At 44.1% G+C, this 23,326-nt stretch carries 21 protein-coding genes and 1 tRNA gene; 14 read left to right on the plus strand and 8 right to left on the minus strand.

Translation table 11 applies throughout. The features are described 5' to 3' along the window. Window positions 1–495: 495 nt before the first annotated feature. From GJQ68_RS19810 to GJQ68_RS19825, 5 genes are all read left to right on the plus strand, one after another. Window positions 496–3,576 (plus strand): SusC/RagA family TonB-linked outer membrane protein, encoded by a 3,081-nt coding sequence (locus GJQ68_RS19810; protein WP_162419012.1) that lies wholly within the window; start codon window positions 496–498, stop codon window positions 3,574–3,576. A gap of 45 nt (window positions 3,577–3,621) precedes the next feature. Next, window positions 3,622–4,155 carry a hypothetical protein gene (locus tag GJQ68_RS23435; protein WP_235941814.1) on the plus strand — a complete coding sequence of 178 codons (534 nt, stop codon included), beginning with the start codon at window positions 3,622–3,624 and terminating at the stop codon, window positions 4,153–4,155. 75 nt (window positions 4,156–4,230) lie between these two features. Continuing rightward, window positions 4,231–5,367, plus strand: a complete 1,137-nt coding sequence (locus GJQ68_RS19815; RefSeq protein ID WP_235941815.1) for a RagB/SusD family nutrient uptake outer membrane protein — start codon at window positions 4,231–4,233, stop codon at window positions 5,365–5,367. A 956-nt stretch (window positions 5,368–6,323) separates the two neighbouring features. Next, a complete protein-coding gene (locus GJQ68_RS19820) occupies window positions 6,324–6,800 on the plus strand; it encodes a c-type cytochrome (protein WP_162419013.1) in 477 nt (158 codons plus the stop codon). A 433-nt stretch (window positions 6,801–7,233) separates the two neighbouring features. Then, the gene (locus GJQ68_RS19825; RefSeq protein WP_162419014.1) at window positions 7,234–8,304 is read left to right on the plus strand and encodes a Fic family protein; all 1,071 of its coding nucleotides are present in this window, start codon (window positions 7,234–7,236) and stop codon (window positions 8,302–8,304) included. A 441-nt stretch (window positions 8,305–8,745) separates the two neighbouring features. On the opposite strand, the gene GJQ68_RS19830 is transcribed toward GJQ68_RS19825, so the two are convergent. Continuing rightward, window positions 8,746–9,036 (minus strand): type II toxin-antitoxin system RelE/ParE family toxin, encoded by a 291-nt coding sequence (locus tag GJQ68_RS19830; protein WP_162419015.1) that lies wholly within the window; start codon window positions 9,034–9,036, stop codon window positions 8,746–8,748. Then, window positions 9,023–9,280, minus strand: coding sequence for a type II toxin-antitoxin system ParD family antitoxin (locus GJQ68_RS19835; RefSeq protein ID WP_162419016.1), 258 nt, complete (start codon window positions 9,278–9,280; stop codon window positions 9,023–9,025). The genes GJQ68_RS19830 and GJQ68_RS19835 overlap by 14 nt, the downstream gene beginning before the upstream one ends. A 101-nt stretch (window positions 9,281–9,381) precedes the next feature. Here GJQ68_RS19835 and GJQ68_RS19840 point away from each other — a divergent pair, with 101 nt between their 5' ends. Beyond that, window positions 9,382–9,669: a hypothetical protein gene (locus tag GJQ68_RS19840; protein ID WP_162419017.1), complete on the plus strand. Its 288-nt coding sequence runs from the start codon at window positions 9,382–9,384 to the stop codon at window positions 9,667–9,669. Window positions 9,670–10,162: 493 nt separating this feature from the next. Next, the gene (locus GJQ68_RS19845; RefSeq protein WP_162419018.1) at window positions 10,163–10,306 is read left to right on the plus strand and encodes a hypothetical protein; all 144 of its coding nucleotides are present in this window, start codon (window positions 10,163–10,165) and stop codon (window positions 10,304–10,306) included. Between the two features lie 210 nt (window positions 10,307–10,516). On the opposite strand, the gene GJQ68_RS19850 is transcribed toward GJQ68_RS19845, so the two are convergent. Further along, complete coding sequence (locus GJQ68_RS19850) at window positions 10,517–10,990, minus strand: hypothetical protein (RefSeq protein ID WP_162419019.1); 474 nt, start codon at window positions 10,988–10,990, stop codon at window positions 10,517–10,519. A gap of 532 nt (window positions 10,991–11,522) precedes the next feature. Continuing rightward, a tRNA-Met gene (locus tag GJQ68_RS19855) sits at window positions 11,523–11,595 on the minus strand. Between the two features lie 140 nt (window positions 11,596–11,735). Between GJQ68_RS19855 and era the strand changes: the two genes are divergently transcribed. Genes era through GJQ68_RS19870 form a run of 3 tightly spaced genes read left to right on the plus strand, consistent with a single transcriptional unit; the run spans window position 11,736 to window position 14,488 of the window. Further along, window positions 11,736–12,626, plus strand: coding sequence for a GTPase Era (gene era / locus GJQ68_RS19860; protein WP_162419020.1), 891 nt, complete (start codon window positions 11,736–11,738; stop codon window positions 12,624–12,626). An 11-nt stretch (window positions 12,627–12,637) separates the two neighbouring features. Further along, a complete protein-coding gene (gene der / locus GJQ68_RS19865; RefSeq protein ID WP_162419021.1) occupies window positions 12,638–13,951 on the plus strand; it encodes a ribosome biogenesis GTPase Der in 1,314 nt (437 codons plus the stop codon). A 3-nt stretch (window positions 13,952–13,954) separates the two neighbouring features. After that, window positions 13,955–14,488, plus strand: coding sequence for a hypothetical protein (locus tag GJQ68_RS19870; protein ID WP_162419022.1), 534 nt, complete (start codon window positions 13,955–13,957; stop codon window positions 14,486–14,488). A gap of 111 nt (window positions 14,489–14,599) precedes the next feature. On the opposite strand, the gene rsmG is transcribed toward GJQ68_RS19870, so the two are convergent. From rsmG to GJQ68_RS19885, 3 genes are read right to left on the minus strand one after another with little or no spacing between them, the layout of a single operon-like run. Further along, window positions 14,600–15,247: a 16S rRNA (guanine(527)-N(7))-methyltransferase RsmG gene (gene rsmG / locus GJQ68_RS19875; RefSeq protein WP_162419023.1), complete on the minus strand. Its 648-nt coding sequence runs from the start codon at window positions 15,245–15,247 to the stop codon at window positions 14,600–14,602. A 3-nt stretch (window positions 15,248–15,250) separates the two neighbouring features. After that, the gene (locus GJQ68_RS19880) at window positions 15,251–15,862 is read right to left on the minus strand and encodes an RNA polymerase sigma factor (RefSeq protein ID WP_162419024.1); all 612 of its coding nucleotides are present in this window, start codon (window positions 15,860–15,862) and stop codon (window positions 15,251–15,253) included. After that, the gene (locus GJQ68_RS19885) at window positions 15,853–16,980 is read right to left on the minus strand and encodes a glycosyltransferase (protein ID WP_162419025.1); all 1,128 of its coding nucleotides are present in this window, start codon (window positions 16,978–16,980) and stop codon (window positions 15,853–15,855) included. The genes GJQ68_RS19880 and GJQ68_RS19885 overlap by 10 nt, the downstream gene beginning before the upstream one ends. Window positions 16,981–17,102: 122 nt before the next feature. Between GJQ68_RS19885 and tgt the strand changes: the two genes are divergently transcribed. From tgt to GJQ68_RS19900, 3 genes are read left to right on the plus strand one after another with little or no spacing between them, the layout of a single operon-like run. After that, window positions 17,103–18,233 carry a tRNA guanosine(34) transglycosylase Tgt gene (gene tgt, locus GJQ68_RS19890; protein WP_162419026.1) on the plus strand — a complete coding sequence of 377 codons (1,131 nt, stop codon included), beginning with the start codon at window positions 17,103–17,105 and terminating at the stop codon, window positions 18,231–18,233. A gap of 51 nt (window positions 18,234–18,284) precedes the next feature. Beyond that, window positions 18,285–19,364, plus strand: a complete 1,080-nt coding sequence (locus GJQ68_RS19895; protein ID WP_162419027.1) for an LptF/LptG family permease — start codon at window positions 18,285–18,287, stop codon at window positions 19,362–19,364. Between the two features lies 1 nt (window position 19,365). Beyond that, window positions 19,366–20,283, plus strand: coding sequence for a DMT family transporter (locus GJQ68_RS19900; protein WP_162419028.1), 918 nt, complete (start codon window positions 19,366–19,368; stop codon window positions 20,281–20,283). A 1-nt stretch (window position 20,284) separates the two neighbouring features. Here the strand turns inward: GJQ68_RS19900 and ispE are convergent, their stop codons facing one another. Then, window positions 20,285–21,094 carry a 4-(cytidine 5'-diphospho)-2-C-methyl-D-erythritol kinase gene (gene ispE / locus GJQ68_RS19905; RefSeq protein WP_162419029.1) on the minus strand — a complete coding sequence of 270 codons (810 nt, stop codon included), beginning with the start codon at window positions 21,092–21,094 and terminating at the stop codon, window positions 20,285–20,287. 544 nt (window positions 21,095–21,638) lie between these two features. Here ispE and ilvD point away from each other — a divergent pair. Then, entirely contained in the window at window positions 21,639–23,321 is a 1,683-nt protein-coding gene (gene ilvD, locus GJQ68_RS19910; RefSeq protein ID WP_162419030.1) for a dihydroxy-acid dehydratase, read from the plus strand. Window positions 23,322–23,326 lie beyond the last annotated feature (5 nt).

Raw genomic sequence — 23,326 nt, forward strand, 5'->3', positions numbered from 1 at the left:
GGCTTCACCTCGCTGTGCTTTTCATAGTGATTCATGAACCTTTCGCAAATCGGTAAAAAAACGCCACATCCCTGAGTAGAAGGGTACCGACACTCTCCTCCTGGGAGGGGAATGGCCAGCGTTTTCTCTGGTTCGGAAAGCCTACACAGCTAGATGGATCGAGGGTTTATTGCGCACAGCCCGAAGGGATAAATGTCCGGACGCAGTACGCATCCATGGGCTTTACCAACTCCCTTCAAATACGGCTGCCCGAAAGTAGAAAGCTTGATATAATACGATCCTATTATAAAGGTAAATTGATCGATTTTTTACGTTTCGATTATACTTTTCAGCCGACTATTAAGTTTTTTTTAATTCGTATTTCTGGAAGCTAACCCATGCCACACCGCATCATTGTTTGGCCTACTTTTGCCGCTGGGTTACAAAAGTACTTGTCCCCATTACCTTTTAATTCAGGTAGGTAACAGTCTATTAATCAAACAATACCAACGTTTTATGGAATTACGAATACACGTATCAAAACTCCGCTATGCCGCCGCATGTTCTATCCTCTGGGCGGGTTTAGCTACCAGCCCTGTCCCACTCAAAGCAGCAGCTTTAGGGACCGAAATTGGAGCAAAGAGTTCCAAAGTTGACCAGGAAACCCTGCTCCAGCCAATTAGCGGAACCGTAACCGATGAAACCGGCATGCCTCTACCGGGGGCTACCATTTTGGTAAAAGGTGCTACCACCGGAACAGTCACCGACCTGGATGGAAAATTTTCCCTGGATGTGCCCGAAGGTGCCATTCTTCAGGTTTCCTACGTGGGGTACATGGGCAGGGAAATTGAAGTCAACGGGCAATCTATCTTTGAAATTCAATTGGAACCGGACGCTACCCAGTTAGAAGAAATGGTCGTGGTAGGCTATGGTACCCAGAAGCGGTCGGATGTGACCGGAGCCATTGGTTCCGTAAAAAGCGAAGACTTTAACCGGGGAGTCATCACCAACCCGGTGGATCTGCTACAGGGAAAAATCGCCGGAGTAAATATCACCTCGACCAGTGGCGAACCGGGAGCCAATCAAAATGTAATCATCCGGGGAATCGGGAGTTTGCGGTCCGGCACGCAACCCCTGTATGTGTTGGACGGATTTCTGCTGGATAATTCCGATACCGGCATTGCCTCTAACCCGCTTAATTTTTTAAATCCCAATGACATTGAAAGCATCGATGTGTTGAAGGATGCGAGTGCCACGGCACTGTACGGTTCCAGAGCTTCGAATGGGGTAGTGGTAATCACTACCAAGAAGGGGAAATCAGGAGCCTCTCAGGTGAACCTTTCCGCTTCCACTGCCTGGTCGTCCATGGCCAGCCAGATAGAGGTCTACGATGCGGATGAATTTCGTCGACAGGTGCAAGCCGTGGGCGGTGCCCTGGAAGATTTTGGAGGAAACACCCATTGGCAGGATGAATTGACCCAGGTTGGGCGCTCTCAGGATTACAACCTTTCCATGAGTGGTGCCAATAAAGGGAGCTTCTCTTATTTCGCCTCATTGGGCTATCAAGAGCAGGAAGGAATTTTGAAAAACAGTAAATTGAAACGCTATTCGGGAAAGCTGAATATGAATCAGAAGGCTTTTGAGGGAAGGTTGATCGTAGACTACAATCTGACGGCCTCCTTTACCGAAAACCTAAGGCCAGCGATTGGTTCCATCACCAGTGACATGCTGTATTTGAATCCGACCATCCCCGCCTACACGAATGGGGAACCCACGCTGCTCAATACCAATGCCCTCAATCCTCTGAAGCGAAATGAGCTCTATAGTGATGACGCGGCAAACAATCGAATTTTAGGGACCATTGCTCCCTCTTTCGAAATTTTGGACGGACTTACCTATAAGTTGAATCTGGGAGTGGATTATTCCAATACTGCCCGATACATCCAATACCGACCTTTCACAGAAGTAGTAAACGAATCCAATGTCTCAGACGGCACCTTGGATGAATTGACCACGGCCAATACCAACAGCCTGGTAGAGAATACCCTGACCTACAACTGGAACAACTACCAGCACCATTTCACGGTCTTGGCCGGACATTCCTACCAGACCTTTCTGGATGAATTCAGAAGGACTGCTTCCAGGGGCTTTGCTGCAAACAACATTGACCCGCGCTATCAGGATCATAACAGTACCAGTGAATTTCCGACGACGGTCAACTCCTCTGCTACCCGCAATGAACTGCAATCCTTCTTTGGCCGCTTGAATTATACCTTTTCCGAAAAATACTTGTTTACGGCTACTTTCCGAGCAGACGGTTCCTCCAAGTTTGGGGATAACAACAAATACGGCTATTTCCCTTCCTTCGCCCTGGGATGGAATTTGAGCAAGGAAGATTTTATGGCCAACTCGGGTTTCGACAACCTGAAACTCCGCACAAGTTGGGGTCAAACAGGCAATCAGGAGATTCCTTCCAAAATCACCAAAGCAAGTTTCTCGGAGGATCGACTGGCTACCGGCGCGGGTAGCCTTAGTACCTACCCAATCGATACCGATGGCAATACCCTGGATAGCTATCCGTATGGAATTGTCTTCACGCGATTGGCCAACCCAAATCTACAGTGGGAGGTATCGACTCAATTTGACGTAGGCGTTGACTTTGCGTTGCTCGACAATCGATTGACCGGTACATTGGATTATTTTAACAAGGTGTCATCCAATATACTGCTGGAGGTAGTTCCCGCTGACCCGGTACAGCCTACCTCTACTTTCTGGGACAATATTGACAACATGAAAATATTCAACAGTGGCGTTGAACTTGCCTTGAATTTCAGCAGTATGGCCCAACGAGACTTTTCCTATGACATCGGAGGAAACATCACCTTGATCCAAAATGAAGTTCGGGATTCCCCTTACTCGGTTTTGACCACAGGAGCGGCTCAAGGCGCCGGACAGACAGGCGCTACCATCAATGGCTACATCAATAATCAGCCTATTGGCGCATTTTACATGCTGCAGTTTGACGGGATCGGTGAAGACGGACTAAACCGATTCGTAGATACCAACGGAGATGGAGAAATCCTGGACAATGACCGGGCTGTAGTCGGAAGTGCCATTCCAAAGGTCATCTACGGAATCAACACCAATTTTAGATATAGGAGCTTTGATATGGGTTTGAACTTTAATGGGACAGCGGGAAATAAAATCTACAACCACACGACCATGTCCCTCTTTACCAAGGCCCAGCTTTCAAGGTCCAATAATACGACTGATTTTGCAGTACAATTTCCAGAAGAGTCATTCAACAACTCCAATACGGTATCAACCCGTTTCCTGGAAAGCGGTGCCTTCTTCAGGCTAAATAATGCTACGCTGGGATACAATGTACGTCCAAATCGTCTGGGACTGGGCAATGCGTTTCAAGCGATCCGCCTTTCGGTGACTGGCCAAAACCTGTTTGTCATTACAAACTATTCGGGCTTTGATCCGGAGGTCAATACAGGAGCTACCTCAGGCGGAATCCAAACATTCGGTATTGACCGATATACTTACCCTCGGGCGAGGACTTTTATGGTCAACCTGAACGCAACATTTTAAATAAACCAGTAGATAAAATTCAATCTACCAGAACATAAAAATCGTATGAAAACTATCAGATATCATAAATTATTGCCAACGCTCGCTTTCATTCTGGCTTTCCTCAGTTGTACGACATTGGATGAAGAAATTCTCGATGAATCGCTGACAGGAACGGGCCAGGCTGAGGTCGTCAGTGGGTCCATAGCCCCGGTTTATGGCATGCTACGTCAAGTATGGTTGCACACCGTAAATTTTGGCCTTCAGGAAGTTGCCTCGGATGAGGGAATTCTCCCCTACCGGGGCGGGACAGACTGGTTTGATGGCGGAAAATTCATCGCAATACACCAGCACCTGATGACTCCCGGCAATAGCTTGGTGGGAGATTCCTGGACCTTTATTACCTTGACTTTATCCAGAGCTGTAGCCGCAGAGGAGCTATTGCGGTTGGAAGTGGAAAACGGGAATACCAATGCCCAAAACCCCTTGTACGAGATGATTGCCATGAAGGCTTATCTCAATATGCTCGCCATGGATAATTGGGGGCTTGTATTCAAAAAGGATAATTCTGACCAGCAATCTGAAATTCTAAGAAGATAAGAGGCCTTTGATTATTTAGAGTCAGAGCTGCTTTCGGTAGCCGATGTCATCGGTAGCAATAATGGTCCCGGACGCATGAATAAGTTTGCCGTAGAAGCATTGTTGGCTCGCTTGTATTTGAATGCAGCGGTTTATCGCGATCCATATGGAACGCCGGACTTCAGATCGGAAGACCTGGATAAAGTCATCCAATATACCACGAATATCATCAACGGACCTTACTCCCTGTCGCCTGAGTACTTTGACTTGTTTAATGACGATAACGATACCAATCCGGAAATTATTTTTTCCCTGGATCAGCGCGGGGTACTCCAAACAGAACACAGCAGATGGCAATATTGGTCCATCTCGGGAGATCTCACGCCCAGGCCGGAATTTCCAAATAGCCGAGGTACCGATGCCGTTGCAGCCACTCCTGACTTTATTCAAACCTGGTATGATGCCTATGGGGAGGTTGATCCTGCAGAAGCAGATGCACGGTTTTTTCAGGAAAACACCCTTATTCCAGAAAATCTCAGGGATTTGAGCGATGTAAACCCGACGAATGACGCTGACCACTACTATTGTGTGGACGCAGAAGCATTTGAAATTAATCGCGGGTTTCTGAGAGGTATCATTTGGGGTCCCAGAAAGGATGACAGTGGAAATATACTAACCTGTGAGGATGGAAAGATACGAATCTATCCGGTGATCAACCGAAGAAGCAGTGGAGCGGACATCCGCTACGTGGACCATACCTTCCAGGTAGATTTCAGCAGTGAAGGAAGCCTTCACAACACAGGGCATCGCTTCTCCAAATACCAATTCAGCCGAACAGCACCCAATTGCTGTACCAACAGTAGCGTGGACATCGTGTTGATCCGATTGGGCGAGATCTATCTGATGCGAGCAGAGGCCCAATTGCGCAAGGGAGACAATGCCGGTGCACTCGCCGATGTGAATACCCTGAGAACCTCCAGAAATGCCCGCCCTGCTCAGACACCTGCTCCGCTGAATGCCATCGATATGGATATTCTCTTTAGGGAGTCAGGCTTTGAACTCTATTGGGAAGGGCTACGAAGGGTGTATCAGATCAGGTACGGAAAATACGAGGACAACTGGACGGGAAAAACCGACAGCGACCCAAACAAACGACTGTTTCCCATCCCGCAACGAGCCATAGATGGGGCCTCCAATGAAGAAGGTTTCCTGGTTCAAAACCCGGGGTATTGATCGCATTTCGGTTTGATAGAATACAAAAGCCGGTGAGGAGTTCCCTACCGGCTTTTTTCATGTTTGGCTCCATGCCCAAAGCTTAGGATAACTCAGATCCCTAATTTCTTCCGGGGAATGGACGCAAACCAAACGCCATGGAGCGCTGGTCTATTACCCGCAAATCCCCCAAGGAGCTTTATTGAATCGTGATTTCCAGTGGTGATGAAAGATGACATCTCCTATTCCCCAATATGCCTTCCCATAATGCGTAGTAAAGCCTATCTGAAAGGAATTCCCCTCCCTATGCGTTTACTTCTTTAGATCTTCAAGACAAAGGTATTTAAGTTTTCATGCTGCGAATGGTCGCATACTTACCCGTTTTGGGATGGAATACCCCCTTGAAATCCGCTGATTGCAATTTAGCATAAACATCCTGTAAATGGATGTCGGAAAGAAATGCAACCTCGATCTCCTTCGATTGCGCAAGCGAGCTCGAAGGGGAGGTCATCAGCAGCCATGCGGCAGTCAACACGAGTAGGACAAAAAACTTCACTGTCAAATTAGGTGAGAATTAAGGAGTTGGGATAAGAAGCGAGTTTGGTCTTTCGAAGAGTTCTCCTTCGAAACAGACGCGATAGCTGGAAGGGAAGTAGGTGGAAAGCCGGATGCTTTTAATTTACTACGTCAAACGGTTCCTTCCGTACAAAGGCACTTTGTCACCAATATCAATTTAGGAAATGAAAAAAACCATACGGTCAATTTCAGTTATGAGCTAGAAAAAATACGCATCTCCTATTTCCAGAAACTGGTGAAGATCGCTACCGCTGGTAGTGGTTTGCCATCTGTGAAGTAACTTACTGAGTAAAATCAATGACAGATCTGACGTAAATCATTGTTGTTCTGTAGCTTAAGATGCTACCTTCATTCTTATTAGACAGTAGAGTGTATTAGATCTTTCATTAAAACAATCGTGTATGTTTCGTATAAAGAAAAAGAAAACCGTTAGCACCGCATCAAGTAGTTTAGTGCTGTTTATCGCAGTATGTGGGGGACTATTTGTGAGTAGTTGTAACACGCAGGAGCGTGGTTTTGCGCTACCTGAAGGTGATATTGAATTAGGGAAAGCGACCTATACGAGATTGGCTTGTAATGCATGCCATAGTATTTCAGGGATTGAGTGGCAGGGAGAAAATGACGGTCTTAGAATACCGCTCGGCGGTGAAGTAAGCACTCAAAAATCCTATGGAGAATTAGTCACTTCGGTCATCAACCCTTCCCATAAAATTGCGTGGATATACAAAGAAAATGCCCGTACCGAAGAAGGTCTTTCCAAGATGAAGAATTACAACGAGGTTATGACCGTACAGGAACTGATTGATTTGGTTGCTTTTCTTCAATCGGAGTATCAGGTGACTGCACCCGCAACAGATTACCACCCGTATCTGTATTGATGGGAAGCATTGGGAGTGAAAAAAAGTTGAAAGGTGGTTTAGTTTAGGAAGGGATTTTTGGAGCTAACTTCTATTTTAGAAGATCACTTGCAAATATCATTTTTGAACGCGTGCAAGTGCTGTCATTCTTAGGTAGGACACATTTTTTAGCACAAAAAATAAGTTGGGTTTTTGGTTGTTTTATCATTTCTTCGGTTGTAAAGCGGTGGAATATGATACGCCCGAAGAAATCATCCATGGGAAAGAAGATGCAAAAGGCTTGAAGAAACTGGTGGAGGAAAACCGGAAGGACTTGGAAACATTGGAGCTAATGTTAAAGAAATGAGAAATGTTTTACATTGGCAGCGGTTAATGTTAAAAAAATCGATTTTTTTTAACATTGTTTCAAATAGTGTTAAAATTATTTCCTTACATTAACACTAAAATTGGTTTTATGAGTTGGCAACCGACAAACCTTCCTTACGCAAATGACCTGGAATCCCGTGTGGTGCTTAAGGCATTGACTACGGCTCATCAAGCATTGGGACAGCTCAAAGGTTTGGCAAAAAGTATCCCCAGGCAGGATATTCTGATCAACTCCCTGGTTTTTCAAGAGGCCAAAGACAGTTCAGAAATAGAAAATATCGTCACCACACACGACGAGCTTTATAAATCTACCTTGGAACTGGACCGGGACATGAGCCCTGAAACCAAGGAGGTTAGAAACTATGTGGCTGCACTTAAACGAGGTTTTGACCTGGTAAAGAAAAACCAATTACTTACCTGCAATCAAATTCTGGAGATCCAGGCAATCTTGGAAGAAAACAATGCCGGATTCAGGAGACTTCCTGGCACCACCCTCAAAAATGACCGCACGGGTGAAGTAGTCTACTTGCCACCACAGGATGCAGAAACCATTCTTGCACTGATGCAGAACCTGGAGCAGTTTATCAACGATCCGGAAATGAGCGACTTGGACCCCATCGTCAAGATGGCTGTGATCCACTTTCAATTTGAGAGCATTCATCCCTTTTATGATGGCAATGGCCGTACCGGTCGCATCATTAATATTCTTTATTTGGTATTGCAGGATTTGATGGACCTGCCTATACTCTACCTGAGCCGCTATATTATCCAAAACAAAAGTGCCTATTATCAGCATTTACAGTCCGTTAGGGATCAAGGCGATTGGGAAGGGTGGCTGCTTTATATGATACAAGGTGTAGAAAGTACGGCCCTGTATACACAGCAAAAGGTAGCCCAGATCAAATCGGCCATGTTGGCACTCAAAAATGTGCTGAGGCAAAACTATAAGTTCTACAGTCAGGACCTGCTTAATCACCTTTTCAACCATCCTTATACCCGAATCGAGTATGTACAGCAGGCGCTGATGCTCAAATCCCGACAAACCGCCGCTACCTATCTCAATCAGCTCTCCACAGATGGGGTTTTGATCAAGCGGGAAGGCCGGCCCAATTATTATATCAATCCTTACCTGATCAATGCCCTCACCTATGATAATTAGACGAAATGACAAATTTGGAAAATCAAAAGGATCTGAGCCATTACTTTCGTTTTGAATGCTCCATTTTAGCCAGGGCATAAGAAAATCTAGTAGGCTTTTTAATAATCCAAAACCTAAGCTCTCCAGACCTAAGACGGTGAAAAAAGCAAACAATCCAAGTATCAAACTGCTTCTCTTTTTCCCAAATTGTTTCTTTTCTCCGGTCCAATTCCCGGTTAAGATCGCCAAAAACAACCAGGAGATGAAAAATGCACCATCAATAAGTCCAGACCATTCCCCGACAAAAGCTCCCCAAATCCGAAATAGAAGCAATACGCTCAAAACTTATAAGGGCTGAAAAAAGCGGATTTACTAAGATGAAGAGGGAAGAAATTCTTGTCCAATCCAAGAAAAAGATTAATTCAAGAAAATAATGAAATTAAGCGACCGATAATGTGTGAGTTATAGGTGCTTTTGGTAATCCATGGGCTGCCCTAATACGCGGACTATAAATACCCCTGTATCCATCGGCTGATAAAAAATCGTATGGGATTCAAAAACAAAACGTCTTAAGCCCTCCGAGAACTCCGAAGCGTCACGGCCTATGCTGGGATTTTCCGCCATGGTTAAAAAATGCTTATGAAGTTGCGTTAAATAAAGCTGGGCTTGATTATAGCCGAAAGTCTCAATGCCAAATTCATAAATGCTGGCAAGGTCATTTTTTGCGGCCTTTGATAATTTATAAACGGCCATCCTTGCGCATCCTATCTTCCACCTCTTTTATGATTTCAGGAACGTTCATATCACTGATCCCGCTTTTAAATCCGTATTCGATAGCGGCTTTGGTCGCCAAAAATTCTGCGTTCTGGCTTTGATCCCGCCTCACAAGATCGCGGATATATTCGCTTTCATTGGTAAAACCGCCATTTTTAATTTGAGTTTTAATCCATTCATCTTGCTTGTCTGTAAGTGTAATTGTTTTCCTGATCGTTGCCATTATCCAGACCTTTTAAATGTTTCAATATTCATACTATTGATGCAAATATACCCTGATTGTGAGGCAATTTCAAATTTATATACCCAAAACTCAATGATCTGATGGTGAAAGCTTTAAAAAAGACCGGGCAGCTCAAAAAAAGCAAACGCCATGATCTTGATGATGACAACCAGGTCCAGCCCACCGAAAAATACGATTCCGAAAAAACCTACAAAAAGACTTACGGCTATCAGCCCGGGATCGCCTCAATCGCCAATCCCGGGACGGGACAGGTGATGCCGGTGTACATAGCGGGCAGGAATGGCAACAGCCAGGCAAATAAGTTGTTTCAAAAATTACAACTCCCCTGGGAATCCCGTCACTATCAGTTTGCTGACTTGGTTGACTAACACTAAATACAAAAAGGAAGTAGACCTAATCCGGTCACTGGATGAAAAACCAAAACGGGATGAAATAAAAGCACAACTGCCATGCATCACCCCGAGCGGAATATTTACTTACCGGAAAAGACCTGCCCCATTTTCAGGAACCATAGGCCAACCTGTAAAAACTGAAATATACCCGACTAAATTTATCCCCTTTGATGAATATATCCAGGGGCTTCACTTTGAAAACCAAATCCTATTAACATCAAACAGCTATCCTGCATCCTGGGACAGCATCGACGGGACAAAGTATATTGATGACAGGACAAAGAAATTCATATTAATGGCTGAAAAAAATCCGGTTTTTTAGCAGATGGCCAATTCATTTGGTTTTTCGTAAATTACGGTAAAAATACGGGTATCATTCCACCTTTATTTCGATAATATGCCAGTTTCCAGGAGCGACAAAGCCCAAATATTGCAAGCCTATTTTGAAAGGACTATTTCAAAAGATGATATGGAATTTTTACTAGCAAATGGCAAATACATAGCACCTGCCGAATGGGTTTATTCGAATGAGGATGAAAAAAGAAAGCAGGAACAAAAGAGAGAACTGATAAGCAGGGTTTTTGGTCATTCTTTCCTGGGATTGAATGGGTAGGAATATAATTTTCAGTCAGTGAAAAAATTCACAGAACGGTTAGTTTTACATATAATCATATTTTTAACTTTTCCACCAGTGAAAACACCCAATCAATGTGGCTACCTATATTTATTTTGGATTTGGTCGTTATTTAAATATCGATATAAATGCACAACGTTCCGTTTATCAATTTTGCGGGAAGGTTTATTTCGATTTTAATTGTATTTATTAGTTCACACAATCTCTTGACTCTTTTGCGCCGTCATCATTCATACTTAAATTAAAACCAGTTCTACTACCGGGGGGCCAATCAGAGAATTCTTCGGCAATTGAATTAACTGAAAACGTCAAACCATTACTATCCAATTTATTAGTAGCGAATGTCGCAATATCACTTTCCCCCTCTAATCCAGGACCTTGAAGGTCTGCGCTAACAAAATAAACGCTTTCAAAATCTTTCGATTTAACAACTTTCACATTTCGCAGTGTAATGCCGTCAGTGTTTAAACCATCCGTTAGCCGTCGTACGATGAAGTCTGGAGCATCTTCACAACGATTTATTGTCTCAACTTCAGTTGAGTCTGTTGACTCATTTCTTGAATCGTCACTATCTGATAATGATCCGATTATGATTAGGATAAGAAAGACAAACAAAGTAATTGCCCACCATTTTTTGTACCAAGGTTTAGATTTTTTTTCCATAATTTAAAACTAGATAATAAAAAGGTTTAAAAAAGGCCTCCAAAAACCCGATTAAAATCATCATTAGTATTTTAAAAGGACATCTAAATAGTGTTAACGGTCCAAAAAGGGTGTTTGAGAAAAACTTAGCCGATTACCAAACTAGGCAAAAGCCTGGTATGTACCAAAGAATGATCAAAAAAATATTTTATGTTCTTATAAAAATACCTGAACCTAGAATAGGTTTGGACTAATAAGTAGAGCCTAAAGCATAAAGCTAAAAAATGTGACAGGTGAACTGAAAGTTTCAATCGACTTATTAAACGAGGACCGGAAAACACTTCAACTTAGTTACTTGGCGAACCTCCCGATAGATTTAGCTAACTAAGTCAAGTCTGAATTTTTAGAGTCTATATAAAGGGTTGGTAAAATTAAGTTGAGTTTTTCGACATAATAAAAAGGTGTTGAAAAGACAAAAAACTTTATTGAATCCTTGCAAACAGCTCCCCAAAAAAGAAAAACCCCAAATACTGGACGTATAAGGGGTTTTGTGTAGCGGGAACAGGACTCGAACCTGTGACCTTTGGGTTATGAGCCCAACGAGCTACCAACTGCTCCATCCCGCGATATATTTTTAAAATAGTTATAATCGCTTTTCAGTATTTTATACGGCAGCAAACGTTTTTTGTTGCCCTTTGCTTTATTGTGGTACAAAGGTAAGGACATATTCTCAAAAATCAAGTACCTTTGTAAAAAAAATGAGTCCATGTCCGAAAGTAACCATAAAGCAGGCTTTGTCAATATCATAGGAAAACCCAATGTGGGGAAGTCTACCTTGATGAATGCCCTCTTGGGTGAAAAGCTCTCTATCATTTCCTCAAAAGCGCAGACAACTCGCCACCGGATTTTGGGAATTATGAACGAACCCGAATACCAGATTGTCTTTTCAGATACGCCCGGTATGTTGAAACCGAAGTACGAATTGCACAAAAGCATGATGAGCTTCGTGAACCTTTCACTAGAAGATGCAGACCTGATTGTGTTCGTGACGGATTTGTTTGAAGACGATACGGATATTGAAGAAATCATTCAGAAAATCAATGCTGCCGGAGTGCCGGTACTCTTGATAATCAATAAGATAGATCTCAATAAAGAGGAGAAGCTGCAGGAAGTGACCGCTTACTGGCAGGAAAGAATTCAAGCCGTGGAGACCATCCCGGTATCGGCACTTGAAAACTTTAATCTGCAAAAAATCATGCAGGAAATCCTGGATCGGATGCCGGTACACCCGCCGTTTTATGACAAGGAAGAACTAAGTGATCGTCCGGAACGTTTTTTTGCTTCGGAAATTATCCGTGAAAAAATCTTTACTCAATACAAAAAGGAAATACCGTACAGCACAGAGGTGCGGGTGGAGGAATTTGAAGAAACGGATAAACTCATCCGCATGCGGGCCATTATTTACGTGGAGCGACAGAGCCAAAAAGGCATCATCATCGGGGATAAGGGTAATGCACTGAAAAAGGTGGGAACAAAAGCCCGGCAGGAAATGGAGCTATTTTTTGGAAAGAAAGTTTTTCTGGAAACCTATGTCAAGGTGGAGGAAAACTGGCGAAAAAATAAAAACAAACTTAGAAAATTTGGTTACGACCAATAAAACAGCAGTATATGGCTAATATAGTAGCAATTGTAGGGAGACCTAACGTGGGAAAATCCACGCTTTTTAACCGACTCGTTGAAGAGCGGAAAGCCATCGAAGATAATCTTAGTGGAGTGACCAGGGACCGGCATTACGGCCATGCACAGTGGGGAGGAAAGTTCTTTTCTGTTATCGATACCGGAGGGTATGTCACGGGTTCGGATGATATTTTTGAAAAAGAAATCCGGAAACAGGTACGCCTGGCCATTGATGAAGCCTCGGTGATTCTATTTGTGGTCGATTGCCTGGATGGCCTGACCGATTTGGATACTGAATTTGCCAAAGAACTCAGGGGCACGGACAAACCGCTGTTTATGGTGGCCAATAAGGCAGATAACCTGGATAAAATGCTGACGGCCAATGAATTTTATGCCCTGGGCATTGGAGAGGAAACCATTTTTCCCATTTCATCTTCCAGCGGCAGTGGAATTGGGGACCTGCTGGATGAGGTGATCCAAAAATTTCCGGATGAAGGAGAAGAAGACCCCGACGAGGGAGTTCCCAAACTATCCATTTTAGGGAGGCCTAATGTGGGTAAATCATCTTTTCTTAATGCGCTGATTGGAAAAGAACGATCCATTGTCACCGATGAAGCTGGTACTACCCGGGATGCGATCCATACCCGTTATCAATTGTATGGGAAGGATTACATCCTTACCGACACGGCAGGAATCCGTAAAAAAGCGAAGGTTAAAGAGGATATTGAGTTTTATTCCGTCATGCGTTCCTTGCGAACGCTGGAAGACTCAGATGTGGTCATCGTTATGGTGGACGCTTCCCGTGGGCTGGAAGCCCAGGATGTCAACCTTATTTCCCTGGCTATCAAAAATAATAAAGGGATCATGATCATGGTAAATAAATGGGATTTGATTGAAAAAGATCACAAGACCATGCAAACCTTTAAGGAAGACATGACCAATAAGTTAGGGGAAAACAAGTGGATTCCGATCATCTTTATCTCCGCATTGACCAAGCAGCGAATTTTTCAGGCCATGGAACTGGCCATGAGGGTATATGAAAATAAACACCGGAAAGTCCCCACTTCCAAGTTGAACGAGCTGTTACTGCCGGAAATAGAAAAATACCCCCCACCGGCAAACAAGGGGAAATACATCAAAATCAAATACATCACGCAGTTGCCAACCAAGAATCCGGTGTTTGCCTTTTTCTGTAACTTACCTCAATACATCAAGTCTCCCTACACCCGATTCCTGGAGAACAGATTGCGGGAGAATTTTGATTTTGAAGGGGTACCCATCAAAATTACCTACAAAAAGAAATAAATTATGAAGAGACTGCTTTCATTATTGTTTTTCGGATTGATGCTGTTGTTTGGGTGCGAATCTACAGAGGAAACGCCGGAGCAGGGTCAATTATCGGCTGGGGTTTGGACCCTTCAGGAAGCCAGCGTACAGGCTTCTGGCAGGGCGATAATTCCCGGTACACAAAATTCGGTCCCGGTCTCCATTACCGGTACCGGTGAGGACTACCAAATGACCGTGGATTTTGGGGAAAACCCTCAAACTGTACAAGCAGCGGGAGGCTTTGTGTTTCTTGTGGAAGTAAGTGCGATCGGCTTGCCGTTAGCAGAGGAGCGCTTTCCAATCAGCGGAGATCAAAACTTTGCCGGCACCTGGGAGCTTAAAGACGGACAACTGCTAATGGAAGATCAGGACGATACCTTTGCAATGGATATACTCGAATTTACATCCAATCGGCTGCGGGTAGCTACCACTCCTGATGTTTCAGATTTCGAACAATTTGAAATAGATGGGCTTACCGTAGAAGAAGCAACGGCGGAATTTCTGTTGGTCAGGTAATCGGGCACTTCGTATTAGATGATCCACGCCAGGACTAGGGGGGTAGGCAATCTTTTTCAACGCTAACAGTAAGAATTTGATTTAGAGTAGGCTTCCACACAAAAAGGAAGCTTATCGTTTTCCCTCATAGGGAATGTAAATTACTTTTTTGGTTTCAAAAAAGGGCTCTTTAAAATAATCTTCCAAAAAATAAGGAACGTAATTCAGGTCCAGTGCCTCCAATTCTTCATCTACTTCTCCTCCTTTCAGGTAAAAAACCCCATTGGGAAAGTCTTTGTGTATGTCTTCTTTCCGGAATTTGCGCTGCACCCAGGGGTAGAATTTTTCCATTTGGGTAACGGCCCTACTGACGACAAAATGATAGGTTCGGTTTAAGCTTTCTGCCCTTGCCTGTTGTGCTTCCACGTTTTTTAATCCCAACTGCCGGGCTACATCTTTGACCACCGCAACCTTTTTCCCGATAGAATCTACCAAATGGAAGTGCGCGTCGGGAAACAAAATGGCCAGTGGGATGCCTGGAAATCCTCCTCCGGTGCCAATGTCGAGAACCTTGGTACCCGGTGAAAATGCGATGACTTTAGCAATGCCCAGCGAATGCAAGACGTGGTGGATATAGAAATGATCCATGTCCTTTCTGCTGATCACATTGATTTTAGAATTCCAGTCCTGATAAAGGGCCGCCAATTGCTCCATCTGCTCCAACTGACGGTGACTTAGGTTTTGGAAATAGGACTGAATCAGCGAATGGTCTGGATTCATGGTTTAGATATGCTTGTTTTTACCCTGGGCGATTTCAAAAAGTAATTCCCTGGAGCGGTGTAACTGGGCCTTTACCGTACCAAGAGGTTTCCCCAGTTCCGCTGCAATTTCATCATAGGAAAGCTCGTTAAAATACCTCAATTTTACCAATTTTCGGTATTTGGCGGGAAGTTTGGATACGAAAAGACGCACCATTTCTTTTCGCTGGGATTTGATATATTCATCTTGAGGATTGTTGTCATCGTCTTCAATATCGATGGTAACGGAATTGCCACCATCATCCGTCATGGTATTGTTCAGGCTCATGGTTTTGAGCTTCTTTTTGCGGATAAAATCGATGGCATTATTCGTGGCAATCCGGAAAAGCCAGGTGCTGAAGGTATAGTCTTTTTTGAACTTATGCAGGTTTCGGAATGCCTTGGCAAATGCTTCCATGGTCAGGTCTTCGGCATCATCTGCGTCCCGGATCATTTTCAGGATCATGAAATAAACGGCTTTTTTATAACGCTTCATCAGCGAGGCATAGGCCTGCTGATCTTTTTCCCTGACCGCCTTATCGATCAGTTCAAAATCCTCCAATGCCTTTTCTGAAAATCCTCGTTCGTTTATTTCCATTTAACCGTTTTTGAAAGGTAGCCTTGCACACCCAGAACCCAATAATTCATCATGTACATCAAATCGAAAAACAAGGTCCATATCACTTTTCCTTTGCCTTCCAATTTTTTTCTGGCTTCGCCAATGATATAATATTGAAGCATGGCTCTTGCCAAAACTAACCCCAATACCAAGGCAATTGGTTCCCAGGAGCTGTCAAGAATAACAATCCCGAGGCCTGCAAACCAAAACACCAAATGACTTAACGTATACAGCCCCAATTTTAGTTTGTCTTTCGCCTGGTAATATTTTCCCGCATGAAAATGCCGCTTTTTTTGCACAAAATATTCCTTGAAACTGGTTTTGGGTTCTGACACGGTGATGCTTTCCGGATGAGCGACGATGGCCGTATTTTTTGAATTTGCATATCGGTTTACAAACAAATCATCATCTCCTCCTTCAATATGCCAGAGGGATTTAAAGGCCTTTTTCTCCATAAAAAAATCCTTACGGTAACAAAGATTCCTGCCCACGCCCATAAATGGGGATTTCCAATATCCGAATGAAAAATAATAAATCGCCGTCATCAGGGTTTCAAACTGAATAATTTTATTGAGCAAGCCCGGCAAGGCCAGGTAGGATCCGTGTCCCAGCACAAAGGTCTTTTGATCATTTCTTATGGGAGCCGACATTCTTTTGATCCAATTCAAGGAAACGGGCCTGCAATCGGCATCTGTCAGCAACACGGTATCGTATGTGGAAACTTTGATCCCCAGCGTAAGGGCATATTTTTTAGAAGTCAGGTGTGCCGGTGTGTAACGGATGGTTACGGATCGCAGATTGGCATATTCCTTTGCGAAGGCTGCTAGTAACTCCTCTGATCCGTCGGTAGAACGGTCGTTAACGATGATTACTTCAAAATCCGGGTAATCCTGCTGCATTAGCAGTGGAAGGAGGTCCTTTAGATGTGCGGCTTCATTCTTTGCTGCAATGATAACGGATACCCCACTCGTATTCAAATCCAGGTCTTGTTCCCCTTTATCTTTGTAGAATAAGGCAAACCTGCCGAAAACAAAGAGTAAATAGGTAAACTGAATTCCCGCAGCCAAAAAAAACAGCCCCCAAATTATCATTTCCATAGTATTCCGCTCAGTAGGTAGGGTAAGATTAAATCAAAAATTTCGTTTCTTTTGCAGAAATGCCCCTATTTTTGTGCCCAAATATACGGAGTAAATGGGGGATTTTTCAATGAAAGGCAGGAATGAAATTTAAACTTCTACAAAAGGATCCGGCTACCAAAGCCAGAGCTGGCAAAATCCTAACCGACCATGGGGAAATCAAAACCCCCATCTTTATGCCCGTGGGTACGGCCGGGTCTGTCAAAGCAGTACACCAGCGGGAGTTGACTTATGATGTGAAGGCTCAGATCATATTAGGCAACACCTATCACCTATACCTTCGGCCCGGGCTGGAGGTCCTGGAAACTGCTGGCGGCTTGCATAAATTTATGGGCTGGTCCGCTCCGATCCTTACTGATAGTGGCGGGTATCAGGTGTTTTCGCTGGCAGGAAGTCGTAAAATATCCGAAGAAGGCGTCTTGTTCCAATCCCATATCGACGGATCCAGGCACCATTTTACACCTGAATCAGTCATGGACGTCCAACGTACCATCGGTGCTGATATCGTCATGGCCTTTGATGAATGCACGCCTTACCCTTGTGAACGAAGTTATGCCAAAACTTCCATGGACCTGACCCATCGCTGGTTGAAGCGATGCATGGAACGATTTGATACGACCGCGGGGAAATATGGGTATCAACAAGCCCTCTTTCCCATCGTACAGGGGAGTACTTACAAAGACCTGAGAAAAGATGCCGCCCGTTTTGTAGCCGATCAGGACCGGGAGGGGAATGCGATCGGGGGACTTTCGGTAGGGGAACCGGCCGAGTTGATGTATGAAATGACGGATCTGGTAACGGACCTTTTGCCAGAAGAAAAACCCCGGTACTTGATGGGTGTGGGTACGCCAGCCAACATATTGGAAGGGATTGCGCTGGGCATCGATATGTTTGACTGTGTCATGCCTACCCGAAATGCAAGAAACGGCATGTTGTTCACGACGGAAGGAATTATCAATATTCGTAATGAAAAATGGAAATTGGATTTTGCGCCGCTGGATACAGGATTTCAATCGTATGTGAGTAACTTTTACACCAAAAGCTACCTGCGGCACCTGACCATTAGCAAAGAAATGCTCGCAGCTCAGGTTGCAAGCATTCATAATTTATCCTTTTACCTTTGGCTCACCGAGCAGGCGCGGGAACACATTCAGTCCGGAGACTTCTTATCGTGGAAAACGGAGATGGTAGAAAAAGTAAACAGGCGATTATAAACTTAGCTGGGATTTATCCGTTTTTCAAAACGATATAAAAGAACCTTTGGAATGAAGTTACTGGACAAACTTATCATTAGAGATTTTCTCAAAACCTACCTTTTCGTGGTTTTGATGTTGATCCTGATTGTGCTGGTGCTGGACTTTACGGAAAAAAACGACACTTACATCCGTAATAACGTCCCTACCAGTGAAGTGCTTCAGTACATGATGAATTACGGATTGTATCTTAATAATTTGCTTACTCCGATAACCGTTTTCATTTCGGTCGTTTTTATTACCTCAAAGATGGCTGGCAGAACAGAGATCATTGCCATTTTGAGTAGCGGGGTAAGTTTTTTACGGATGATGGTTCCATTTTTATTTTCTGCCTTATTGATAGCTGTCGTCAGTTTTTTTCTCAATGGCTGGGTGCTGCCCGTAGCAACGGCCGGAGTTTCGGAGTTTAAGGAAGAATATCTGGATAAGCAATACCAATCCAATCAACAAAACATTCATATTAAAGTAGCTTCGGATCCGGAGGTCTATGCCTACATTTCCAGGTACTATACTTCCGTCAATACGGGCCGTGATTTCACGTTAGAGCACATAGATTCCGGGAGATTGGTATCCAAGTTTTCGGCGGACCGCATCGTATGGGATACCGCTAAAAATGTCTGGAGTGCCCGAAATTGGAAGTTGCGTGAATTGGAAGAAATGAAGGAAAACTGGTCTACCGGAGACGAGATGGATACTACGCTGTCGATCACACCCGATGATTTCGATCTTCCGCTAAATCACCATGAGACCCTTACCCTTCCCGAGTTGACCGATCAAATTCAAATTCTGGAAGAGCGGGGTGCGGATAATATCAGCTATTACCGGATTGAAAAATACGTGCGCTTTATGTCTCCTTTTGCGGCTATCCTACTCACCTTTATAGGGGTGATCGTATCGGCAAAAAAAACAAGGGGTGGGTCCGGATTTAAGATTGCCCTGGGGTTCCTATTGGCCTTTGTGTATATCATACTTTTTTTACTTTCCCGAACATTTGCGGAAGCAGGGACTGCCTATCCCGTATTAGCTGTCTGGATACCCAATATCGTTTTTGGACTTACGGGACTGGTTTTGTACAAGACCGTTCCCCGTTGATATGCATCAAGGGCTGATAAAAGATTATCTCTGGCTCCATTTGGTCGTACTCATCTGGGGATTTACCGCTGTTTTGGGATTGCTTATCCGTATTTCGCCGGTAGAGATTGTGCTATACCGCACCTTGCTTGCCAGTGCAGGGCTGGCCATTCTCATTTGGTTAAAAGGAAGGAGGCTACAGGTTCTGCTGAAAGATGCGGGAAAGTTCCTGGGAACAGGAGCATTGATCGGCCTTCACTGGACGCTGTTTTTCTGGTCTGCCCAGCTTTCGACGGCATCGGTCTGCCTGGCAGGCATGGCTACCTGTTCGCTTTGGACCGCTTTGATTGAACCGCTGGCTAACCGGCAACCTATTAAATGGTATGAGGTGGTATTGGGGCTGGTGGCCATTATTGGATTGATGGTTATTTTTAAGTTTGAGTCAGGCTATTGGCTGGGGTTGGGAATGGCGGTATTTTCAGCCATGATTGGCGCCGTGTTTACCGTCATTAACGGGAAACTAACCCGCAGGCACAGCCCATTTATCATTTCCTTTTACGAAATGGGGGGTGCGTTTTTATTGTCTTTGTGTTTTTTACCAATTTATTATTTCTTTTTTTCTGACAGTGTATTTTCCGGGTTTCCCAGTGGTTGGGATTGGTTTTGGTTGCTAGTCCTTTCTCAGGTATGTACCGTATTTGCCTTTACCGTGTCGGTAGAATTGATGAAACGGCTAACGGCATTTTCCATCAATCTGACCATAAATATGGAACCGGTATATGGGATATTACTAGCGGTATTGGTCTTTGGGAATGAAGAAAAAATGAGTCCGGAATTTTATTGGGGAACCGGAATCATTTTGGCCTCCGTCTGCATGTATCCTGTCATCCAGTTTGTTCTTCGTCAGAAAAGAGTCCGTCAATTACGACGCATTCAGTAGGTCAGGAGAGTGGTTTCGAAAAGCGAACATAGTTTTTGGGAAAAATCAGGTTTTTTGGTTCTTGTTCAAAAAGACCAAATACGGCTGATCCAGAACCAGACATGGCCGCATACCAGGCACCTGCCTGATAAAGATGACTTTTGACAGCTGCGATTTCGGGATGGTTAGCGAAAATGCTTTTTTCAAAATCATTGAGTAGATCAGATTTCCAGGATAAGGGATCGGACAATACCTCAGCCATATTTTTTGTTGCCGGTCCTGGTGTCACGCCTGCATAGGCTTCCTGGGTACTTATGTGAATACCCGGATGTATGAGGATCAACCAGTTCCCGGCGAGGTCGACTTGTATTTTTTCAAGGAGTTCCCCTCTACCGCTCGCCAATTGGGGTTCATTCCGGATGAAAAAGGGGCAGTCGCTTCCTAATTTCCCGGCATAGTCGCTTAATTTCTCATCATTCAGATCTAATTTGAACATTTCATTAAGCATTTTTAATGCAAATGCGGCATCTGAAGAGCCCCCTCCCAGACCAGCACCGATGGGGATGCACTTGTGCAAATGAGCCGTAATGGGTGAGATACCGGGGAAATCAGCAGCTATTAATTGGTATGCTTTCAGAATCAGGTTGCCTGTACTTTCGCCAGGGATGGGGATTCCGCTACAGCTAAATTCCGTGGTAGTTCCGGGAATAATTTCCAGGGCATCGCTGATGGGAACGGGGTAGAGGCAGCTTTGGATTTCGTGAAATCCGTCACTCCTTTTACTAAGAATATGCAGTCCCAGATTAATTTTGGCATTTGGAAAGGAAATCATAGCGAGATCGAATTTGAATTCAAAAGTAAAAGAAAGTGTTGGAAAAGTATCAAACCGCTGGTAAATACGGGGATTTGGAAATGGATTGTCGGGCTGGCAATGTCGGGTCTGCCGGGGATAAAAGGTGGTTTAAAGCAAAAAAAATAGCAAATAACTGCCTCAGAATAATATTTTGAAAATTTTTACATTAATAAAATTTAAAAAATTAAATTTCTCTATAATTGTAATAATAAACTATAATTTCTAAATTAAATTCAATTACATAATTTTCTTGATTTCATTAAATTAAAAAAAGAAATAAAATATTGTAAGTGTGGAATATGGGTTTTAATATTGCATTATAAATAGATGAAAAAATTAACGAAACCCATCAAAAGGTATTTAAAATGTTCGTTTTAGTCAGCCTCGTCGTCCTAATTGTCATTATCATTTAGTAAGTGATGAAGCGCTGATCTATTACCGATAGAAAGAATCAATAAAGTGCTTCATTTGAGTGAAGCACTTTTTTTTATAAGCCAGTCCTTAAAAAAACCGATACAAAATAATGAGTAATTCGAAGAAACACAGTTGGGAGGTAAGTGATAACCAGGAAAATCCTGCTTCCATGGCCATGTTGTACGCCACCGGTCTTTCAGATGAAAAGATGAAACAACCGTTTGTGGGCGTGGCAAGTTGTGGTTATGAAAGTAACCCTTGTAACATGCATCTCAATGATTTTGCGAGGGCCATTAAGGCCTCAGCCGTGGAATCGAAACTCACAGGCATGGTTTTCAACACCATTGGAATTAGTGATGGCATCTCCATGGGAACAGCCGGTATGCGGTATAGCCTGCCATCCAGAGAGATCATTGCCGATTCCATTGAGTCATTTATATTAGGTCATTCGTTTGATGGGATCGTTGCGGTAGCAGGATGTGACAAAAACATGCCAGGAGCCATCATGGGCATGCTGCGGGTCAATCGCCCCAGCATCATGGTCTATGGAGGAACAATCCGATCCGGAAAGTACAAAGGAGAAAAGCTTAATATCGTGTCCGCTTTTGAAGCCTATGGAAAGCGCCTCAAAAATGAGATAAACGATGAGGATTATATGGGAGTAATAAAAAACGCCTGTCCGGGTGCGGGTGCCTGTGGTGGCATGTACACTGCAAATACCATGTCATCAGCCATTGAGGCCATGGGATTGTCGCTTCCTTACAGTGCTTCCAATCCCGCCAATTCCAAGGAAAAGGCGGCAGAATGTGAAGCAGCTGGGGAGTTTATCGCTAATTTATTGGCCATGGACCTGAAGCCAAAGGATATCCTGACCCGAAAGAGTCTGGAGAATGCTGTCAGAGTAGTGGTAGCATTAGCGGGGAGTACCAATGCGGTGTTGCACTTATTGGCGATTGCAAAAACAGCCAATATTGACTTCGGTTTGGAGGACTTCAAAAAGATTAATGCCACCACGCCGGTGTTGGGCGATTTCAAACCCAGCGGAAAATTCCTAATGGAGGACTTGCATGACCAGGGTGGGTTGCCTGCTTTTATGAAGTATTTGTTGGATAACGGCTTGCTTCATGGAGATTGTATGACGGTAACCGGTAAGACGCTGGCTGAAAACCTGGCCGATGTGACTCCGGTGAAGGCTGCAAAAGGCAATGTCATCCACCCGTTGGAAGATCCCATCAAAGCAACAGGTCACCTGTGTATTTTGAATGGTAACCTGGCACCAGAGGGTGCCGTTGCGAAGATTTCGGGGAAAGAAGGGGTCTCCTTTACCGGTCCGGCGAAGGTATACAACTCCGAGCAGGAGGCCAATGAGGCGATGAAAAACCAGGAAGTTCAAAAGGGAGATGTGGTGGTAATCCGGTATGTAGGGCCTAAAGGAGGCCCCGGTATGCCGGAAATGCTGAAACCGACCTCCATTATCATTGGATCCGGTTTGGGATCCGATGTGGCCTTGATCACTGATGGTCGCTTCTCTGGAGGTACCCACGGCTTTGTGGTAGGCCATGTAACCCCTGAGGCGTATTCAGGAGGACCGATTGGGCTGTTGCAAAACGGAGATGTGGTCACCATCAATGCGGAGACCCTGGAAATCAGCTGCAATGTGTCAGAGGAAATCTTTGCAGAGCGAAAAAAATCCTGGGTAAACAAAGATTTAAGCCATTTAATTGGAACGCTAAAAAAATATTCTCAGTTAGTTTCTACGGCATCCGAAGGATGCGTGACCGATAAAAGTTAACGATT

This window comes from Cyclobacterium roseum, assembly GCF_010119225.1.
In the GTDB taxonomy this organism is placed as follows: domain Bacteria; phylum Bacteroidota; class Bacteroidia; order Cytophagales; family Cyclobacteriaceae; genus Cyclobacterium; species Cyclobacterium roseum.

What these genes read in the sequence shown, in the direction of transcription:
- rsmG (WP_162419023.1), bottom strand. Translation starts at nt 15,247, where the DNA reads ATGAATCCAGACCATTCGCTGATTCAGTCCTATTTCCAAAACCTAAGT.
- GJQ68_RS19845 (WP_162419018.1), top strand. Translation starts at nt 10,163, where the DNA reads ATGGAATTTTTACTAGCAAATGGCAAATACATAGCACCTGCCGAATGG.
- GJQ68_RS19820 (WP_162419013.1), top strand. Translation starts at nt 6,324, where the DNA reads ATGTTTCGTATAAAGAAAAAGAAAACCGTTAGCACCGCATCAAGTAGT.
- ispE (WP_162419029.1), bottom strand. Translation starts at nt 21,094, where the DNA reads ATGATTTCCTTTCCAAATGCCAAAATTAATCTGGGACTGCATATTCTT.
- GJQ68_RS19885 (WP_162419025.1), bottom strand. Translation starts at nt 16,980, where the DNA reads ATGGAAATGATAATTTGGGGGCTGTTTTTTTTGGCTGCGGGAATTCAG.
- tgt (WP_162419026.1), top strand. Translation starts at nt 17,103, where the DNA reads ATGAAATTTAAACTTCTACAAAAGGATCCGGCTACCAAAGCCAGAGCT.
- GJQ68_RS19870 (WP_162419022.1), top strand. Translation starts at nt 13,955, where the DNA reads ATGAAGAGACTGCTTTCATTATTGTTTTTCGGATTGATGCTGTTGTTT.
- GJQ68_RS19810 (WP_162419012.1), top strand. Translation starts at nt 496, where the DNA reads ATGGAATTACGAATACACGTATCAAAACTCCGCTATGCCGCCGCATGT.
- GJQ68_RS19850 (WP_162419019.1), bottom strand. Translation starts at nt 10,990, where the DNA reads ATGGAAAAAAAATCTAAACCTTGGTACAAAAAATGGTGGGCAATTACT.
- era (WP_162419020.1), top strand. Translation starts at nt 11,736, where the DNA reads ATGTCCGAAAGTAACCATAAAGCAGGCTTTGTCAATATCATAGGAAAA.
- GJQ68_RS19840 (WP_162419017.1), top strand. Translation starts at nt 9,382, where the DNA reads ATGGTGAAAGCTTTAAAAAAGACCGGGCAGCTCAAAAAAAGCAAACGC.
- GJQ68_RS23435 (WP_235941814.1), top strand. Translation starts at nt 3,622, where the DNA reads ATGAAAACTATCAGATATCATAAATTATTGCCAACGCTCGCTTTCATT.
- GJQ68_RS19835 (WP_162419016.1), bottom strand. Translation starts at nt 9,280, where the DNA reads ATGGCAACGATCAGGAAAACAATTACACTTACAGACAAGCAAGATGAA.
- GJQ68_RS19880 (WP_162419024.1), bottom strand. Translation starts at nt 15,862, where the DNA reads ATGGAAATAAACGAACGAGGATTTTCAGAAAAGGCATTGGAGGATTTT.
- GJQ68_RS19895 (WP_162419027.1), top strand. Translation starts at nt 18,285, where the DNA reads ATGAAGTTACTGGACAAACTTATCATTAGAGATTTTCTCAAAACCTAC.
- GJQ68_RS19825 (WP_162419014.1), top strand. Translation starts at nt 7,234, where the DNA reads ATGAGTTGGCAACCGACAAACCTTCCTTACGCAAATGACCTGGAATCC.
- GJQ68_RS19900 (WP_162419028.1), top strand. Translation starts at nt 19,366, where the DNA reads ATGCATCAAGGGCTGATAAAAGATTATCTCTGGCTCCATTTGGTCGTA.
- GJQ68_RS19830 (WP_162419015.1), bottom strand. Translation starts at nt 9,036, where the DNA reads ATGGCCGTTTATAAATTATCAAAGGCCGCAAAAAATGACCTTGCCAGC.
- ilvD (WP_162419030.1), top strand. Translation starts at nt 21,639, where the DNA reads ATGAGTAATTCGAAGAAACACAGTTGGGAGGTAAGTGATAACCAGGAA.
- GJQ68_RS19815 (WP_235941815.1), top strand. Translation starts at nt 4,231, where the DNA reads ATGAATAAGTTTGCCGTAGAAGCATTGTTGGCTCGCTTGTATTTGAAT.
- der (WP_162419021.1), top strand. Translation starts at nt 12,638, where the DNA reads ATGGCTAATATAGTAGCAATTGTAGGGAGACCTAACGTGGGAAAATCC.